Source organism: Domibacillus robiginosus (assembly GCF_000966195.1).
In the GTDB taxonomy this organism is placed as follows: Bacteria; Bacillota; Bacilli; order Bacillales; family Domibacillaceae; genus Domibacillus; species Domibacillus robiginosus.
On record NZ_LAHL01000035.1, the window covers coordinates 15,219 to 31,623 of the forward strand.

Below are 16,405 nucleotides of genomic sequence, written 5' to 3' on the forward strand. Positions count from 1 at the left end.
GCAAAAAACCGGCCGCTTTGGCCGGTTTTTTCCTTATCCATTATGATATTTGTACATCCATAATACACCCGATTTTAAAAAGCGGGCCACACGTCCTGTAATGGCACGATCGGCTACAAAGCCAAAGCCCTGCTTTTTACCGAGAGAGCCCAGGACCCCTTTTAGCTTCATTTCAGGCATTTTTTCTGGAAGTGGCTCGTTTCTCCAGCGCTTTTGAAGGACCTCTACAATTTGCTCAGCCTGCTCTTCCGCCAGCTGTGCACTTGGTGCGTGCGGAAGGCTTGCGCAGTCTCCGACTACATAAGCGTGTTCATTGCCAGGCAGATTATGATGGGGCGTTAAAACAACCCGGCCTGAGCGATCCTTTTCTACATTCATTTCACGCACAACGAGGCTTGGCTGAATGCCGGCTGTCCATACAACCGCATCCATTTGATAAACATCTTCATGATTATAAATGCGGTCTGGCTCGACACGGGTAATGTTAGCGTCACTGACAACCTCTACACCGTGGTCGGTAAACCACTTTTCAATGTAGCGGCTCAAGCGCTGCGGGAAATCTTTTAAAATACGCGGTCCGCGGTCAAACAATTTAATATCAAGGTCTGGCCGGCTTTCACGAAGCTCGCTGGCCAGCTCAATGCCTGAAAGACCAGCCCCTACAATGCCGACTTTTGAACCGGCTGGCATGTTGTTGAGCTTTTCATAGGTGGCACGAGACTTTTGAATGGACTGAATGCTGTAGGTGTACTCCTCAGCACCCGGCACTCCGTGGTATTTATCCTCGCACCCAAGACCAATCACAAGGTCGTCATAAGCAAGTGCGCCTTTTTCTTTTAACTGAACTTCTTTTTGGTCCAAGTTGATAGACATAATTTCATCATAAACGATGTTTAATTTTTCATGCTCTGGAAAAGAAACACGCACTTCGTGATCGGAAGCGGTTCCAGCCGCTAGTGCATAGTATTCCGTTTTTAAGCAGTGATAGGGTACTTTGTCAACCAATGTAATCGTTACATCATCTGGTAAATGATTTGGTAATAGCCTGAGCAAAACACGCATATTACCGTATCCGCCTCCAAGCAAAACTAAATGTCTCATATGTCTGACCCCTCTGTTTTGTATTCATATGTATAGCATGCGTTTATTCATATCCGAGTATAACGAAGATAGCCCTATTATTCAACAGACATCGTGAAACTTCACGCTTTTTTCTGCATGTAAATGATAGTACAATAAATGGGTGAGGTGAAGAAAAAAATGAAGCCAATTATTGAGTTCTGTGTCAGCAATTTAGCAAGCGGATCACAGGAAGCATTTGAAAAGCTGGAACAGGATTCGAATTTAGATGTTATTGAATATGGATGCTTAAGCTACTGTACACGCTGCTCGGAATCCCCCTTTGCACTTGTGAATGGAGAAGTGGTAAATGGAGCGACACCGGACGAGCTTGTTTCGAATATATATACACATATTGACCAAACGTGGCTGTTTTAAACATCAAAAAAACCGGATGCTGGCTAAAGCAGCCGGTTTTTTATGTGGATTTTTACGTTGTTTTCGCCTGGCTGCGTAATTCATGCCATCGCTCACGGGCCATTTCTATAATTTGTTTTTCATTGGAATCACGCTGGCGTTCAATCACTTTCGAAAAATAGGAAACAGCCTGCTCTCTGCGTCCCAGCTTTCGGTTGAGCTCGCCAAGTAAATATAATACTTTAATTTCAGACATTTTTTCTGCTACGTCTTCTGTTGAAAAAGCTTCCTCGTATTCACGAGCAGCCATGGATAAAAAACGCTTTTCTTCTTTATTGCGTCCCATGTCCCTGTAAATCCAGGCAGTACGAAGAGCAAGTCCGGCAAGGGTTAAATGCTTTTCTTTTTTGAGTACACCAGAGTAAAGAGCCAGCTTGTAGCTTTTAATTGCTTTGACCGGCAGTCGCTCGCCGCTGAAGTCCTGTTTTACCCAGTGATCGGAAACAGATGCTTTTAACACCTCTGCTGTACCTGGCGCGAAATACGGAGTGAAATCCTCTGTAAAGGAGTAGCCGCAATGCATACAGACATGAACGTTATAAAAAAGAGGATTCACGCCTCCTGCTTCATAAAGCGGTTTTAAATCTGTGTCATGACCAATGACTTTAATGGCACTTTTACGGACTTTTGTCGTGTTAAAGGATAGTTTACAATGAGGACACTTCATGGATTTATCATAAAATAATGGGGCATCAGACACGGTTAATCCTCCTTTTTGTTTTTTGTTGAGGTCTTTTTACTTATTTTATTATACAGGAATTAAGGGTTAAAAGAATCGTTTTGGCTAAAAAATCATTGAGCGGTTCATTTGAGGATTTGTTTGATTCACCGTATACTAAAAGAAAATGAAAGGAGAGATTCCTTTGTCGGATCAACAAGTAGTAACAATTACGGAAGCTGCGGCTTTTCAAATAAAAGATATGATGAAGCAAAACGAAGAGGAAGGTTCGTTTCTGCGGGTAGCTGTTCATGGAGGCGGATGCAGTGGACTATCCTACGGGATGGGCTTTACACCTGAAGCAGAAGAAGGCGATATCGAGCTGCTGCAACACGGTATTCCAATCGTAGTAGCAAAAAATGATGCCCCCATTTTAAATGGTACTGTGGTGGATTACAAGCAGTCACTCATGGGAGGCGGATTTACGATCGACAACCCAAATGCAATTGCTTCATGTGGCTGCGGCTCCTCATTCCGTACAAAAACAGAAACCGGAACACCGGAAAACTGCTAATATCGAAAAAAGCCAGGCTGTATCAATAGATACAGCCTGGCTTTTTTATTGACTGGATTTCTTTTTTTGCGTGAACCAGACCGAGATAAGGGGGATTACGACGAAGAAAAAAACAAAAATCAAAAAAAGCAATTGTCCAAGCCAGAGATCGTTGTGCAAACTGCTGCCTCCTAAAAAGTTTTGCTTTTAATATGGACAGTAAAATGGTTCCTATACGAAAAGGCTTAGATACAATAGGACAAAGTGATAATTAAACGAAGATAACAGTAAGGAAATTATTCCTGTTTTATCCTATTATTAAAGTTTTTTAAATTATCTGTAAAGATTCTATTTTAAAATAGAAAGTAGATTACAATGAGGGAGGTATTTACCGAACGACCAACCACACATAGAAAGGGGCTTTATCAGTGAAAAAGATTGTACAAGCTTTATTGATTGTTGCGTTCTTGATCGGTACTTTGCTTCCGCTACAAGTGCAGGTGAGTGCAGCATCGATAACCGTTAGAGACGCCATTGCCAGCAATTCAGGTACAGCCACGGTAGAAGGGTATATTGTCGGCTATGCGGTATCAGGAAGCAGCTATACAACAGATCCTGCTAAATATAAGGATACAAATTTTGGCATTGCTGATCAGGCAGGAGAAACAGATCCGGCCAAGATTTTACCCGTTCAGCTGACAACGGATTTTCGTAATGGTATTAATTTAGCTGACCATCCTGAAAATCTAGGCAAAAAAGTGCGGGTAACTGGTACACTAACAGCTTACTTTGCTGTACCGGGTTTGAAATCACCCAGCGCGATTACTTTTGTAGATGGGACAAACACAGAAGAACCTACGCTGCCTGAAGAACCGGTAGACGTAGAGAAAGAGTCAATTTCATCCGTCCGCCAAAAAGCGGAAGGCACAAATGTATCGACGTCTGGAACTGTCACTGCTGTCCTGGGCAATACAGTTTATATACAGGACGAAGAAGCAGGTATTGTTTTGTACGGAAATGGCATGGATGTAGTAGTTGGGGACAAAGTAGATGCAAAAGGGAAAATTGATGATTATAACACACTTCTTGAAATCGCCGTTCAAGCTGGCGGTGTAACTGTTTTAGGAAAAGGAGAGGTTCCTTCTCCTAAAACAGTTACCGCATCAGACTTGAAGGAAGAAGTGGAAGGGATGCTTGTGAAAATAGAGCAGGTGTCTGTGTCAACTTTTTCTGGCGGAAACTACACAGCGACGGATAGTGAAGGAAACACGTTTCAAATTCGCCCGCAGGATGCAGGTCTGTTAACAGCCAATACAAACTATGATTCTATTACAGGTGTGCTCGGCTCTTACAACAACACCTATCAGCTTATCCCGCGCGGAGCGGAAGATATTACGGCGGACTCCTCTACTGTACAGCCGGTAACAGCAAATCCATCGGCTGGTGTTGTAGAAGCAGGAACAGCGGTTACCCTTGCTTCTTCAACAGAGGGAGCGGAAATTCGCTATACAACAGATGGATCTGTACCTGATCAGAACAGCACACCTTATACAGAGGCGATCACAATTGATGCAGATACGACAATTAACGCACGTGCATTCAAGGAAGGATTAAACGGCAGTGCTGTAACGGAATTCACGTATGTGATTCAAAAGGATGTTATCCGAATTCATGATATTCAAGGTGCCGGACATACATCTCCTTATAACAATTTGTCTGTTGAAAACATAGAAGGGGTTGTCACTCATATTGTTGACAGCAGCAATTTCTACATGCAAAGTGTGGAAGCAGATGATAACGACCAAACATCTGAAGGAATTCTTGTTTACAAGAAGTCTCACGGCTTGGCGAAAGGGGATCTTGTCTCAGTAGACGGAACGGTAAAAGAATGGGTGCTCGAAGGGTATGCGGAAAAGCTGCAGACCGACCTTCCTGTCACAGAAATTAACGCTTCTGCTATAGAGAAAAAAGAATCCGGATATGCGCTTCCTCAGCCGGTCGTTTTAAATGAAGATCGAATGATGCCGACGAAAGTAATTGATAACGACCAACTTAACACATTTGATCCGGAGCAGGACGGAATTGACTTTTTCGAAAGCGTAGAGGGAATGCTTATTCAAGTAAACAAACCGAAAATTGTGGCCCCGCAAAGATACGGAGAGGTTGTAGTGGTACCGGGCAATATGGAAACAAATACAACGGCTGGTGCTCTTCGCATTTCGGCAGATGATTTCAACCCGGAACGCATTCACCTTGATCTGGACGATGAAAAATTCGTTGCCAAAACAGGAGATTCCTTTAATGGAAGCGTGCAGGGTGTCGTCAGCTACGGATTCAGTAACTTTAAAGTACTCGTTGATGAAGTGCCAGCGCTGATTGACGGAGGATTAAAGGGAGAAGAAACAACCCTTACTGGAACAAAAGATAGTTTAACGATTGCCTCGTACAATCTTGAAAACTTCTCAACTGTTTCCGGTGAAGATAAAACAAACCGGCTGGCAGCAGGGATTGTAAGTGGAATGAAATCACCGGACATTATAGGTGTGACAGAAGTGCAGGACAATGATGGACCGGCTGATTCTGGAACGACGGATGCATCAAAAAGTGCTGCTGCGTTAATTGCGGCGATCAAAGCGCTTGGAGGGCCATCTTACGTATACACAGATGTAGTACCGGAGGATAAAATGGACGGCGGCCAGCCCGGCGGAAATATTCGCGTCGGTTTCTTGTATAATCCTGAGCGTGTTTCACTTGTAGAAGGAGAAAAAGGAAGCCCAACAGAAGCGGTTGCTTATAAAGATGGAAAATTAACAGTAAACCCGGGCCGGATTGATCCGCAAAATGAGGCGTTTGAAAGCAGCCGGAAACCGGTCGCAGCACAATTTATGTTTAATGGAGAAAAGGTCATTGTGGTGGCCAACCACTTTAATTCTAAAGGTGGGGATGAGCCGCTATTTGGACAAAATCAGCCGCCTATTTTAAGCAGTGAGATTCAGCGTAAGAAAATTGCTGCTATTGTAAACGGCTTTGTGAAGGATGTAAAAGCAGCTGATCCTGATGCGAATGTAGTACTTGTCGGCGATTTTAATGACTTCGAGTTTACAGATTCGCTTTCTATCTTAAAAGGAGCCGAGTTAACAAATATGATTGAAAAAGTGCCGGCAGATGAGCGGTTCACTTATTCTTATCAAGGGAATGCACAAGTGCTTGATCATATTTTGGTGACAAACAATATGGCTTCTTCGACGGAAGTAGATATTGTTCATACCAACTCGCAATTCATGGAAGAGCATGGACGTGCCAGTGATCATGATCCAGTCGTAATCCATACGACTTTCGCAGATGAACCAAACACGGAAAATATTCGCTATATTAAAAATATGCAAGCCAAGAAAATCACCATTGCAAAGCCAGGTGTTCATGTGGATATAGATGCACAATCCGTATTTAAGGAAGGGATTGTCATCAAGCATTCTGCAGTGCTTCAAGGAGAAGGACTGGCAAACAATACAATTATCATTTCCACGCCGCAAAAAGGACAGGTCATTGATTTGCGTGGAGCAAAAGTAAAAGAAGTTCGACTAGAAACGAAACAGGATGTAACCTTCCTTGGCGAGGAAAATGTTCAAAAATGGACAAATTCGCAGGAAGAGCAAACAACAAAACCTGCTGCTTCTTAAGCAGTAAAAAAACCGCCCGACAGCCGGGCGGTTTTTTTATATTTTTTTGAGCGCTTCCGCAATCGGAACGTCGCCTTCTATAATCTCAAAAATACGGCTCTCTGTTTCATGTGCAAGCAGACTTTGGACGAGCACCCCGGCCACATCGGCACGAGCAATTGATTTGGTGCGGTCGGCTAATTGAGGTGCCGCGTCAATTTTTCCGCTTCCCGCCTCATTAGTCAGAGCGCCGGGTCGAATAATGGTATAGGTAAGTCCGCTTTTCATTAAATGAGCATCAGCATCGTGCTTTGCTTGAAGATAATGCTGCATCAGTTCCGGGCCTGCATCGGGACGGTCTGCTCCCATTGAGCTGAGCATTACAAAACGGTTAATGCCATGTGAAACAGCTAAATCAATCGCTTTAATGGCTCCGTTTCGATCTACGGAGGTTGTTTTTTCAGGTCCGGTGGAAGAACCGGAGCCGGCTGCAAAAATAACGGCGTTTACATCGTTCATGGCGTAGCTGAAGTCCTGCTCCAGGTCAGCCAGCACCGGTCTGGCGCCAAGCTGCTCCATCTCCGCCATCTGGTCGGTTTTACGGACCATTGCTTTCACATGATGCTGAATGTTTTCAGCCAGACTTTGTACAACGAGACGTCCCGTTGTACCGGCTGCGCCAATCACAAGTACATGCATAGTGAACCACCCTTTTCCTTTTCCTATCTATATACCCTCCATAAGGAGAGTTAAAACAAGGAGGTACTATGCAGCGGCTGAACCTTTGCATCAGGATCAATAAAGGATTTTGCATTGTTTACAGCGGTCGGCGCTTCTCCAAAGCCAGTCGCAATCAGTTTCACCTTGCCTTCATAAGTAGCTACATCACCGGCCGCATAAACGCCGGGAATATTAGTTTCCATCCGTGAGTTGACAACAATCGAGTTTTTTTCAATCGTCAGTCCCCAATTTTTCATGGGTCCAAGTGAGGAAATAAAGCCGTAATTCACGATAAGGTCATCGATTTCGAGTGCTTCTTTTCGATCTCCCTTTACTTCTTCGAGCGCAAGAGTGTGACCGTCAAATGACACAGGAACAAACGGTGTCATGACGGTAACACGTGATTCATGAAGCAAGTCGACACTATGCTCATGGGCACGAAATTTGTCGCGCCGGTGAATGATGGTTACTTCTTCTGCGGCTGATTCAAGCATCATGGCCCAGTCCACAGCGGAATCACCGCCGCCGAGAACGGCGACACGGCGTCCCGAAAACGAAGCAAGGTCATTCACGAAATAATGAACGTTCGGCAAAGCATCAGCTCCATCAAGCTCAAGGCGGCGCGGCTGAAAAGCACCGTTGCCCGCTGTGATAATAACAGCTTTTGTTTCGTGCTTTCCTTTATCTGTTTCAAGAAGAATGGTTCCATCCGGCTTTTTCTCCAAAGACTGAACGGCTTCTTCAAGACAAAGCTCAACGGGAAACCGGTTCATTTGTTCAACAAGACGGTCTACAAGCTCCTGGGCACGCACTGCCGGAAACGCAGCGACATCATAAATAAATTTTTCCGGGTAAAGAGCAGATAACTGTCCACCCGGCTGCGGAAGGCTTTCAATGATTTTAACGGACGCTCCGCGCATACCGGCATAAAAAGCAGCAAACAAACCGGTTGGACCGGCCCCGATAATAGTAATGTCTGTCATGTTAAATCCCCCTTTTTGAGCTATGTAAAACAAGCCGTAAGAATGATGTATATGCTGTTTATGCTTTATTATTTCTCATTTTACAAAAAATCATGAAGGAAGTCTCATTTGAAATTTCTTGTCCAAATAACTTGAAAAAAGCAGACAAAGCGTCTATGATAAAACTAGTTATGCACATTGTTAACATTTTGTGACAAATTGTAAAAGGTATTTTTTTAAACTTATACGTGAAGACTATCACATTCTTTGCGTGAATATCTTAGTAGAGGTGGATAAAGATGACAGTGAGAAAGCCGAAAATTGTAGTATTAGGCGCCGGTTATGGCGGTCTTATTACCGTTACACGTCTTCAAAAAGCATTATCTGTTGATGAAGCGAATATTGTGCTAATCAACAAAAATGATTACCACTATGAAACAACATGGCTCCATGAAGCATCAGCAGGCACCATGCATCACGATCGCGTACGCTATGATATTGATGCAGTCATCAACCGCAGCAAAGTAGAGTTTATTCGCGCGGAAGTAGAAGATATTAAAACAGATGAAAAGAAAGTTATTTTAAATACAGGTGAAGTGGAGTATGACTACCTTGTGATCGCACTTGGCGGGGAATCAGAAACATTCGGTATTGAAGGATTGAAAGAACACGCTTTCACTATTTCAAATGTCAATACATCACGCCAGCTGCGTGATCATATTGAATTCCAGTTTGCTACATACGCGAACGAGGAAGAAAAAAATGAAGAGCGTTTAACATTTGTAGTCGGCGGTGCCGGCTTTACAGGCATCGAATTCCTTGGTGAGCTTGCAAACCGTGTTCCCGAGCTTTGTAAAGAATACGATATTGATTACTCAAAAGTCCGTATGTATTGTGTAGAAGCAGCGCCAATGGTTCTGCCTGGTTTTGACCCTGAGCTTGTTAAATATGCGGTTGCCCAGCTTGAGAAAAAAGGCGTTGAGTTCAAAATCGGTACACCGATCAAAGGCGCAACAGCTGACGGTATTATTGTGGCAAAAGGCGAAAACGATACAGAAGAAATCAAGGCAGGCACAGTTGTCTGGGCAGCAGGTGTCCGCGGCAGCAGCATCATCGAAAAATCAGGTATCGAAAACATGCGTGCGCGCGTAAAAGTGACGCCTGAACTGCGTGCTCCTGGACATGATGATATTTTCATCCTGGGTGACTGCTCACTTGTGATCAACGAAGAAATCAATCGCCCATACCCGCCAACAGCGCAAATCGCCATGCAGCAGGGTGAAACGGTTGCGAAGAACCTTGTGAAGTTAGTAAAAGGCGAAGCAGGTCTTGAAACGTTCACACCTGACATCAAGGGAACTGTTTGCTCGCTTGGTGATAACGATGCGATCGGCGTCGTATTTGACAAAAAGCTTACAGGCACAAAAGCTTCGTTTATGAAAAAAATGATTGATAACCGTGCGCTCTTTATGGTCGGCGGCCCTTCACTTGTCTTGAAAAAAGGGAAATTCAACATTCTGTAAAACAGCAAAAGAGCCCTCTTTTTAGAGCGGCTCTTTTTTATTGATCGTAAGGAAGGAAGCGTGCCGATGAAACGGGGAAAAGTATGGCTGGCTGCGGCAGGTATTGTGATTGACAGCTGCGGACGCTGGCTTGTTGTAAAAAAAGCATATGGAGGATTAAAAGGTCAATGGTCACTGCCTGCTGGATTTGTGGATGCCGGTGAAACGATTGATGAAGCAGCTGTCCGAGAAGTACGGGAAGAAACGGGGATTGAAGCGTCCGTATGTGGAGTGGCTGGGATTCGATCCGGAGTTATCCGGCACGATGTAAGTGATACGATGATTCTTTTTCACATGATGCCGGTAGAAGAAAAAGAGCCGGAAGCATGTGCACGGGAGCTGCTTGAGGCCTGCTGGATGACGGTTGTAGAATTGAAAGAAAGTCGGGATACATCAGTGCTTTTGCGCCGTGTTATTGACTCGTTTGAAACACCAGGCTTAACCTCTCAGGACATCTCCGACCCCGGGCCACAATTTGGCTACACGGCGTACCGCTTTTTCGGATAAGAGGAATAAAAAAAAGAAAAATGGTTAAACTAAGACGGGAAAGTTTATTTCCTTTCTAAAAGGAAATACTTTTATAAAGCACCGGATACGCATCCCCCTCGTATCCGGTGCTTTTTATATCCAGACAGCTGCCAGTTGGAAAAAGAAAAAGCTGTTTTTTTGTCACACTTTCGCTCATTGACCTTTGGAAGCCGGTTCAGTACACTTAAACATATACAGGTTAGGGGGAGGACTTCATGCATATTGCCACTGTGCTCGTGTCGGCCTTGCTGTTTTTTGTGCTGTTTTTTGGCATCGGGTTTATTTTAAATATGCTGCTGCGGATGACCTGGGTTATGGCTTTTATTTATCCACTTGTTACGATCGCAATTGTGGACAATATCAGCACGTTTGATTACGTGTTTAACGCAGGAGAGTCATTCGGCATTCTCAGCGAGCGCATCGTCGGGCTTCAGCCGGTCGACATTACGATTTTGTCATGTGGTTTTTTAGGTGCAATTGGAAGCGGATTCGTTATGCGGCTGCTTCGTGCGAAAGGCTACCAAATGTTTTGACAAGACGGCCTCTGATCAAGGTCGTTTTTTGTCGTGTAAAAGGAAATCTAGCTTCCTGAGCCCTTTAAGCAAATTGGGAGAAGGACGGCAAAAATTCTTTTCCTCCAGCACAAAAATAGGTGTTGTTTCGTAACCTGGACGCTTTTTAACAACGTCGATATTTACTTTATCCGTCATCACACCCACCCAGGCCAGCAAAATAACATCCGGCTGTTTTTCTATGACGGCTTCCCAGGTTGTTTGTACGCTTGGTTCAGGTCTGTCTGAAAAGATATTTGTCCCGCCGCACAATGCACTGATTTCGGTCAGCCAATTGGCGCCTCCCGGTGTGAACAACGGCTTTGGCCACCATTCCCAGTAAAGACGTGTATGGGTTGTCCATACTCTTGACCTGTATGGCTCGAGCGCATTGATCCACCTCTTTTGAGCTTCTTTTCCGTCTATTCCACATACGTCAGCGATTTGCCCGATGGAGTGCCCGATATCATCAAGTGAATGGGGATTCGTGATAATATGCGGAATGTCCCGCTGCTCCAGCGCCGCTACATTTTTCTCCATTCCCGGTACGCTGAGGGAAGCCAGTACAATATCAGGCTGTAGAGCCGACAGCTTATCCATATCAATAGATAAATCGGGACCGAGCCTCGTTCGTTCCAAATCAGAAAAGTCATCTACTCCTACAATTTGATCTTCCAGGCCAAGGTACTGGCATACTTCGGTATTGCTTGGACAAAGGGATACAATCCTCATTCCAACACTCCCATTCGTTTTCCCCTATAATAACATGTGAGGTGATGAAGGTGTTTACAATTAAAAACGAATCATTTATTGAAACGGAAGCAGATGCCCTTCTTGTCGGACTGTTCGACAAGCCATTAAAGTTTGAAGGCGTGCTCCAGCCGCTGGATCAGGCATTTTCAGAACAATTAACAGAGCTTGTGAAAAACGGAGATCTTTCCGCGAAAGAAGAACATACAGCCATTATTCCATCTCTTGGCCATATTCCGGCCAAACGAATCGTCACAGCAGGGCTGGGCAAAGAAAAAGAAGCAGACTTTCATGCCATTCACCGGTCTGTCCAAAAAGCGGCTAAACAGTCCAGGTCATACGGGCTGGAATCCATTGCCATTGTGCTCGATTCTTTTGTTACTGAAAATGTGACAGCAGTCGAAGCAGCTGAAGCTTTAACGGAAGCGCTGTTTTTGGCCCGCTTCGAGTATACAGGCTACCGGACGCCGGGAAACGAGCCGGAAAAACAATTATCAGCGGTAGTAGTGTATACAGAAGCCGATCCGACAGAAATTCAAGCGGCATGCGAAGTAGGGAAAACGATGGCAGATGGTACGAACACAGCGATTCGTTTAACCGCCACCCCGCCGAATATGATGACAGCGAGTGACCTGGCTCTTCACGCCGAACAATTGGCCGAACAATATGGCTTTGAGCTAGAAGTGCTGGAACGTGAAGATATGGAGAAAATCGGCATGGGGGCGTTTCTAGCGGTTGCTCAAGGGTCGGTTGAGCCGCCTAAAATGATTACGCTCAAATATAACCCAACAGACGCATGGGAAAATGTACTGACATTTGTCGGCAAGGGAGTCACGTTTGATACAGGCGGTTATTCGATCAAGCCGAAAGATGGAATTGTCGGCATGAAAACGGATATGGGCGGAGCAGCGGCTGTTCTTGGCGCTATGGAGATTGTCGGAAAGCTACAGCCAGACCAGCCGGTTATGGCGGTGATTCCCGCTACAGACAACGTGATCAGTGCAAATGCGTTTAAGCCGGATGATGTCATTACCTCTTTATCAGGAAAAACAATCGAAGTGAAAAACACTGATGCGGAGGGCCGCCTTGTGCTGGCGGATGCGATTACGTATGCGAAGCAGCAGCGCGCCGGTAAAATTGTCGATGTCGCAACACTGACAGGCGGGGTTGTGATTGCGCTTGGAAAAGATAAAACTGGAGCGCTCACAAATAATGAACCGTTTTTTGAAGAAGTGCTGGAAGCATCACACGAAGCGGGTGAAATGATCTGGCAGCTGCCGCTGACGGATTATGATAAAAAACGGATCCGCACGAGTGATGTTGCCGATTTAAATAATTCACCTGGACGTGAAGGCCATGCTATTATGGGCGGCGGCTTTATTGGTGAATTTGCGGAAAGTACGCCGTGGGTACACCTTGATATTGCCGGCAGTGCCGAGCTTACGCCAGGTGTTATGACACGGACACTGGCCATTTTGGCACTGTCAGATCAATCTGAATAATTTGTTTATTTATTATAGTAGAAAAGTGCATTGACAAGCGGGCAGGCAATTTGCTATCTTTAAGCGGTCCTTTAGTAATTTAGCAGATTAAAGTGTTGGGGGTATAAAAGAAATGAATGCAGTTGTTTTTGCGGTCATTATCATGCTCATCCTCAGCCTGCTTCGCGTCAATGTTGTTTTCTCCCTTATTATGGGTGCTCTTGTTGGCGGATTAATTGGCGGGCTTGGAATGGATGGAACGATTGCCGCGTTTTCTGAAGGTGTAGGCGGTGGAGCAAACGTTGCGCTCAGCTATGCTATGCTCGGCGGGTTTGCCGTTGCGGTATCAAGCACGGGGCTTCCTGAAGCACTCGTTGCCTTTGTTTTAAAGTTTATTGGAAATAAAGAGGAGGCACGCTCGAAAAAGCTGCCAAAAGCGCTCATTTTATTTGTTATTTTAATTATGGCCTGCTTTTCGCAAAACGTGGTACCTGTTCATATTGCGTTTATCCCGCTTTTGATTCCACCTTTGTTAAAAATCATGAATGAATTGCGGATTGACCGGCGATTGACAGCTTCTGTTTTAACATTTGGGCTTGTCACACCTTATATGCTGCTGCCGGTTGGTTTTGGTCAGATTTTCCATGAGATCATCGCAAGCAATATGACTGAGAGCGGCCTTGAAGTAGCGATTGATCAGGTGCCAGGAGCAATGCTGCTGCCGGCTGCCGGTATGCTTGTCGGATTGATTATTGCGGTTTTCTTTACGTACCGCAAGCCACGGGAATATGCACGGGTGGAATTGCCGGTTTCTATGAAGTCAGAGGATCATGAAGCTGCTTATACGACTACTGGATTGATCACAGCAGGTATTTCCATTATCGCTGCTCTGGCTGCACAGCTATTAACAGACTCTATGGTATTTGGTGCTCTGGCCGGAATTATTATACTCTATATACTTCGTGCCGTTCGCTGGAGTGAGGCAGATCAATTACTAACAAACGGCATGCGTATGATGGCATTTATCGGCTTTGTCATGATTGCTGCTTCCGGCTTCGCCAGCGTAATGGGAGCTACGGGTGATGTAGCAACATTAGTAGAAAACTCTGCGGCAGCAATCGGCGGAAACAAAGCTCTTGGAGCCCTATTAATGCTTGTAGTTGGCCTGCTGGTCACCATGGGAATTGGTTCTTCTTTTTCTACAGTTCCCATTATCGCTACTATTTTTGTTCCCTTGGCGCTTGAGCTCGGCTTTAGCCCGCTGGCTACAATCGCTCTGGTTGGAACAGCAGGGGCGCTTGGTGACGCCGGTTCACCGGCTTCTGACAGTACATTGGGGCCAACGTCTGGGTTAAACGCGGACGGCCAGCACAATCATATTTGGGATACGGTGGTACCAACATTCCTCCACTATAATATTCCGGTTATTATTTTCGGCTGGATTGCCGCTATGACGTTATAATCAAAAAGGTGCCTCTTCTGGAGGCGCCTTTTTTTAAAAGGAGAGGATTTCATGAATATTCAAACCAACCATACATTACTTGGAGCACTTGGAATGGAAATGATAAAAGTTGAAAAAGGATGCGTCGTCATGAAGATGCCCGTTGATGAACGTACACGCCAGCCTTTTGGCTATTTGCACGGGGGTGCTTCGGTAGCATTAGCAGAAACAGCGGCAAGTATTGGAGCGGCCGCTTTGATTGATCCCCGCTCAGAAATATGCTTTGGGCTTGAAATCAATGCCAATCATCTGAAATCAAAACGAGAAGGCTTTGTTACAGCTACAGCCGTTGTTGTCCATCACGGAAAATCGACCATGGTCTGGTCAATTGAAATAAAGGATGAAGAGGGAGCACTTATTTGTTTGGCCCGCTGTACGGTAGCGGTTAAAAAGAAACATAACGTTTAAATTCTGTTCGAGGCGGGAACATCATCCAAAAAGGAGTGTTTTTTATGCCGTGGAGCCAAACTGATTATCCGGATTCGATGAAAAATCTGCCGGATCATGTTCGTGATAAAGCAATTGAAATCGCCAATGCACTGCTTGACGAAGGTTATGAGGAAGGGCGTTCTATTGCAATTGCGATCGATCGGGCAAGAAGTGCAGAAGGAAAAAAAGACGAAGGGCGCCCTCGTTATGAAGTAAAGCATGAAGATGATCGATGGGTGCTAAAAAAAGAACAAGGCAAGCGGGCCATCCGGTCCAGTGCGACAAAGCAGGAACTGTTAGATGAAGCGAAGGAATATGTAAAAGAGCACGAAGGAATCCTTACTGTGTACCAGGAAAATGGAGAGGAAGCTCAAACACTGTACAAATAAAAAAGCTGTCCGGGCGCCGGACAGCTTTTTAGTCGTTTTTTTGTATTTTTTTGTTTTTTAGGTCATCCCGTACACTTTGACTCCACATTTTTGCACCAGAATTGTAAGCAGCCCGGCTGATTAAATGGCCTGCAACAGGCGCTGTAATAAAAAAGAATGCAATGCCAAGCAGGAGGCGTGAACTGAAAAAGCCATCTTTAAAAAGAAAGTAGAAAAAGGCTGCCAGCAAAATACACATCACGCCAAGTGTAGCGCTTTTAGAAGCTGCGTGATTGCGTGTGTAAACGTCAGGAAGGCGAATCACACCAAATGCTGCTACAAGGCTTAAAAACGCTCCTATGAGCAGTAGAGCCGCAATGAGCACTTCACCGATCACGTTCATATTCAATCACCTCGCCTTTTTCTAAGAATTTTGCAAAAGCGACTGTCCCAATAAACGCCAGAATACCGATCAGCAGGATTACATCCAAATAATTGCTCGTATGCAGCAGCATAGATAAAACAGCCGTAATCGACACAAGATTCACACCCATTGCATCAAGGGCCACTACACGATCTGGAACAGTGGGTCCTTTTACAAGGCGATAAACAAGCCCGAGCATGGAAGCGGCCAGCAGCAAAAGTGAAATTTGAAGAACGATTTCTATCACCCGCGGCTCACCTCCATAATAGCTTTTTCAAACGAGTTTTTAATGCTGTCGACTGCTTCCGATACATCATCAATATCAATAGTATGAATATAAAGAATTCTATTATCATCCGATATATCCATTACAAGTGTGCCGGGAGTGAGTGTAATCAAATTCGACAGTAGGGTTACTTCCCAATCTGACTTTAATTCAGTTTCAAGCGCAAAGATGCCCGGGCGGATATTTAACTTGGGACGAAGCACAAGCTTTAACACATCCAGGTTTGCTTTGATTAACTCTTTTAAAAACAACAGAAACAAGTAGATGACTGCCCAGACACGGTGCAGATAAAAGCGGCTTTTAAAAAAGCGGCGCATGCCGGCCATCACAATTAATCCAAGAAGGTAGCCGATAATAAACGTGTGTGCACTAAAAGAGACCTGTAAAAACATCCACAGAAAGGCGAGAAAAACATTCAATAAAATTTGAAAAGCCAT

At 44.8% G+C, this 16,405-nt stretch carries 18 protein-coding genes; 10 read left to right on the top strand and 8 right to left on the bottom strand.

Annotation, left to right across the window (positions count from 1 at the left end):
- Window positions 1-33: 33 nt before the first annotated feature.
- Complete coding sequence (locus tag VP97_RS15945; RefSeq protein WP_050182953.1) at window positions 34-1,101, bottom strand: NAD(P)/FAD-dependent oxidoreductase; 1,068 nt, start codon at window positions 1,099-1,101, stop codon at window positions 34-36.
- 159 nt (window positions 1,102-1,260) lie between these two features.
- Between VP97_RS15945 and VP97_RS15950 the strand changes: the two genes are divergently transcribed.
- Complete coding sequence (locus VP97_RS15950) at window positions 1,261-1,497, top strand: YuzB family protein (RefSeq protein WP_050182956.1); 237 nt, start codon at window positions 1,261-1,263, stop codon at window positions 1,495-1,497.
- 52 nt (window positions 1,498-1,549) lie between these two features.
- On the opposite strand, the gene VP97_RS15955 is transcribed toward VP97_RS15950, so the two are convergent.
- Window positions 1,550-2,236: a DUF2225 domain-containing protein gene (locus tag VP97_RS15955; RefSeq protein ID WP_050182959.1), complete on the bottom strand. Its 687-nt coding sequence runs from the start codon at window positions 2,234-2,236 to the stop codon at window positions 1,550-1,552.
- A 145-nt stretch (window positions 2,237-2,381) separates the two neighbouring features.
- Between VP97_RS15955 and VP97_RS15960 the strand changes: the two genes are divergently transcribed.
- On the top strand, window positions 2,382-2,768 hold the full coding sequence (locus tag VP97_RS15960) for a HesB/IscA family protein (protein WP_050182960.1): 387 nt from the start codon (window positions 2,382-2,384) through the stop codon (window positions 2,766-2,768).
- 407 nt (window positions 2,769-3,175) lie between these two features.
- Window positions 3,176-6,427, top strand: a complete 3,252-nt coding sequence (locus VP97_RS15965) for a DUF6359 domain-containing protein (protein ID WP_050182963.1) — start codon at window positions 3,176-3,178, stop codon at window positions 6,425-6,427.
- 36 nt (window positions 6,428-6,463) lie between these two features.
- Here VP97_RS15965 and VP97_RS15970 read toward each other — a convergent pair whose 3' ends face one another.
- Both VP97_RS15970 and VP97_RS15975 read right to left on the bottom strand, forming a co-directional pair.
- Window positions 6,464-7,105, bottom strand: a complete 642-nt coding sequence (locus VP97_RS15970; RefSeq protein ID WP_050182966.1) for an SDR family oxidoreductase — start codon at window positions 7,103-7,105, stop codon at window positions 6,464-6,466.
- A 50-nt stretch (window positions 7,106-7,155) separates the two neighbouring features.
- Window positions 7,156-8,109 (bottom strand): NAD(P)/FAD-dependent oxidoreductase, encoded by a 954-nt coding sequence (locus VP97_RS15975; RefSeq protein WP_050182969.1) that lies wholly within the window; start codon window positions 8,107-8,109, stop codon window positions 7,156-7,158.
- A gap of 284 nt (window positions 8,110-8,393) precedes the next feature.
- Between VP97_RS15975 and VP97_RS15980 the strand changes: the two genes are divergently transcribed.
- From VP97_RS15980 to VP97_RS15990, 3 genes are all read left to right on the top strand, one after another.
- Complete coding sequence (locus VP97_RS15980; protein ID WP_050183052.1) at window positions 8,394-9,611, top strand: NAD(P)/FAD-dependent oxidoreductase; 1,218 nt, start codon at window positions 8,394-8,396, stop codon at window positions 9,609-9,611.
- A gap of 66 nt (window positions 9,612-9,677) precedes the next feature.
- Window positions 9,678-10,157 carry an NUDIX domain-containing protein gene (locus tag VP97_RS15985; protein WP_050182973.1) on the top strand — a complete coding sequence of 160 codons (480 nt, stop codon included), beginning with the start codon at window positions 9,678-9,680 and terminating at the stop codon, window positions 10,155-10,157.
- Window positions 10,158-10,393: 236 nt separating this feature from the next.
- Complete coding sequence (locus tag VP97_RS15990) at window positions 10,394-10,711, top strand: YuiB family protein (protein WP_050182976.1); 318 nt, start codon at window positions 10,394-10,396, stop codon at window positions 10,709-10,711.
- Window positions 10,712-10,726: 15 nt separating this feature from the next.
- Here the strand turns inward: VP97_RS15990 and VP97_RS15995 are convergent, their stop codons facing one another.
- Complete coding sequence (locus VP97_RS15995; RefSeq protein WP_050182978.1) at window positions 10,727-11,461, bottom strand: cobalamin-binding protein; 735 nt, start codon at window positions 11,459-11,461, stop codon at window positions 10,727-10,729.
- A gap of 50 nt (window positions 11,462-11,511) precedes the next feature.
- Here VP97_RS15995 and VP97_RS16000 point away from each other — a divergent pair, with 50 nt between their 5' ends.
- From VP97_RS16000 to VP97_RS16015, 4 genes are all read left to right on the top strand, one after another.
- Window positions 11,512-12,981 (top strand): leucyl aminopeptidase, encoded by a 1,470-nt coding sequence (locus tag VP97_RS16000; RefSeq protein ID WP_050182979.1) that lies wholly within the window; start codon window positions 11,512-11,514, stop codon window positions 12,979-12,981.
- Between the two features lie 112 nt (window positions 12,982-13,093).
- The gene (locus VP97_RS16005; protein ID WP_050182980.1) at window positions 13,094-14,422 is read left to right on the top strand and encodes a Na+/H+ antiporter family protein; all 1,329 of its coding nucleotides are present in this window, start codon (window positions 13,094-13,096) and stop codon (window positions 14,420-14,422) included.
- A 51-nt stretch (window positions 14,423-14,473) separates the two neighbouring features.
- Complete coding sequence (locus tag VP97_RS16010) at window positions 14,474-14,869, top strand: hotdog fold thioesterase (RefSeq protein ID WP_172656793.1); 396 nt, start codon at window positions 14,474-14,476, stop codon at window positions 14,867-14,869.
- 44 nt (window positions 14,870-14,913) lie between these two features.
- Window positions 14,914-15,279 (top strand): DUF2188 domain-containing protein, encoded by a 366-nt coding sequence (locus VP97_RS16015; RefSeq protein ID WP_050182981.1) that lies wholly within the window; start codon window positions 14,914-14,916, stop codon window positions 15,277-15,279.
- Window positions 15,280-15,307: 28 nt separating this feature from the next.
- Here the strand turns inward: VP97_RS16015 and mnhG are convergent, their stop codons facing one another.
- From mnhG to VP97_RS16030, 3 genes are read right to left on the bottom strand one after another with little or no spacing between them, the layout of a single operon-like run.
- The gene (mnhG, locus tag VP97_RS16020; RefSeq protein WP_050182983.1) at window positions 15,308-15,661 is read right to left on the bottom strand and encodes a monovalent cation/H(+) antiporter subunit G; all 354 of its coding nucleotides are present in this window, start codon (window positions 15,659-15,661) and stop codon (window positions 15,308-15,310) included.
- Window positions 15,645-15,929: a Na(+)/H(+) antiporter subunit F1 gene (locus tag VP97_RS16025; protein WP_050182986.1), complete on the bottom strand. Its 285-nt coding sequence runs from the start codon at window positions 15,927-15,929 to the stop codon at window positions 15,645-15,647. Before VP97_RS16025 ends, mnhG begins: the two co-directional genes overlap by 17 nt.
- Entirely contained in the window at window positions 15,926-16,405 is a 480-nt protein-coding gene (locus VP97_RS16030; RefSeq protein WP_050182988.1) for a Na+/H+ antiporter subunit E, read from the bottom strand. Before VP97_RS16030 ends, VP97_RS16025 begins: the two co-directional genes overlap by 4 nt.

Excerpts from the sequence above, each read along its gene's own strand:
- VP97_RS15945 (WP_050182953.1), bottom strand. The coding sequence starts at position 1,101 with ATGAGACATTTAGTTTTGCTTGGAGGCGGATACGGTAATATGCGTGTT.
- VP97_RS15950 (WP_050182956.1), top strand. The coding sequence starts at position 1,261 with ATGAAGCCAATTATTGAGTTCTGTGTCAGCAATTTAGCAAGCGGATCA.
- VP97_RS15960 (WP_050182960.1), top strand. The coding sequence starts at position 2,382 with ATGAAAGGAGAGATTCCTTTGTCGGATCAACAAGTAGTAACAATTACG.
- VP97_RS15970 (WP_050182966.1), bottom strand. The coding sequence starts at position 7,105 with ATGCATGTACTTGTGATTGGCGCAGCCGGTACAACGGGACGTCTCGTT.
- VP97_RS15975 (WP_050182969.1), bottom strand. The coding sequence starts at position 8,109 with ATGACAGACATTACTATTATCGGGGCCGGTCCAACCGGTTTGTTTGCT.
- VP97_RS15985 (WP_050182973.1), top strand. The coding sequence starts at position 9,678 with ATGAAACGGGGAAAAGTATGGCTGGCTGCGGCAGGTATTGTGATTGAC.
- VP97_RS15990 (WP_050182976.1), top strand. The coding sequence starts at position 10,394 with ATGCATATTGCCACTGTGCTCGTGTCGGCCTTGCTGTTTTTTGTGCTG.
- VP97_RS15995 (WP_050182978.1), bottom strand. The coding sequence starts at position 11,461 with ATGAGGATTGTATCCCTTTGTCCAAGCAATACCGAAGTATGCCAGTAC.
- VP97_RS16005 (WP_050182980.1), top strand. The coding sequence starts at position 13,094 with ATGAATGCAGTTGTTTTTGCGGTCATTATCATGCTCATCCTCAGCCTG.
- VP97_RS16010 (WP_172656793.1), top strand. The coding sequence starts at position 14,474 with ATGAATATTCAAACCAACCATACATTACTTGGAGCACTTGGAATGGAA.
- VP97_RS16015 (WP_050182981.1), top strand. The coding sequence starts at position 14,914 with ATGCCGTGGAGCCAAACTGATTATCCGGATTCGATGAAAAATCTGCCG.
- mnhG (WP_050182983.1), bottom strand. The coding sequence starts at position 15,661 with ATGAACGTGATCGGTGAAGTGCTCATTGCGGCTCTACTGCTCATAGGA.
- VP97_RS16030 (WP_050182988.1), bottom strand. The coding sequence starts at position 16,405 with ATGGCTTTTCAAATTTTATTGAATGTTTTTCTCGCCTTTCTGTGGATG.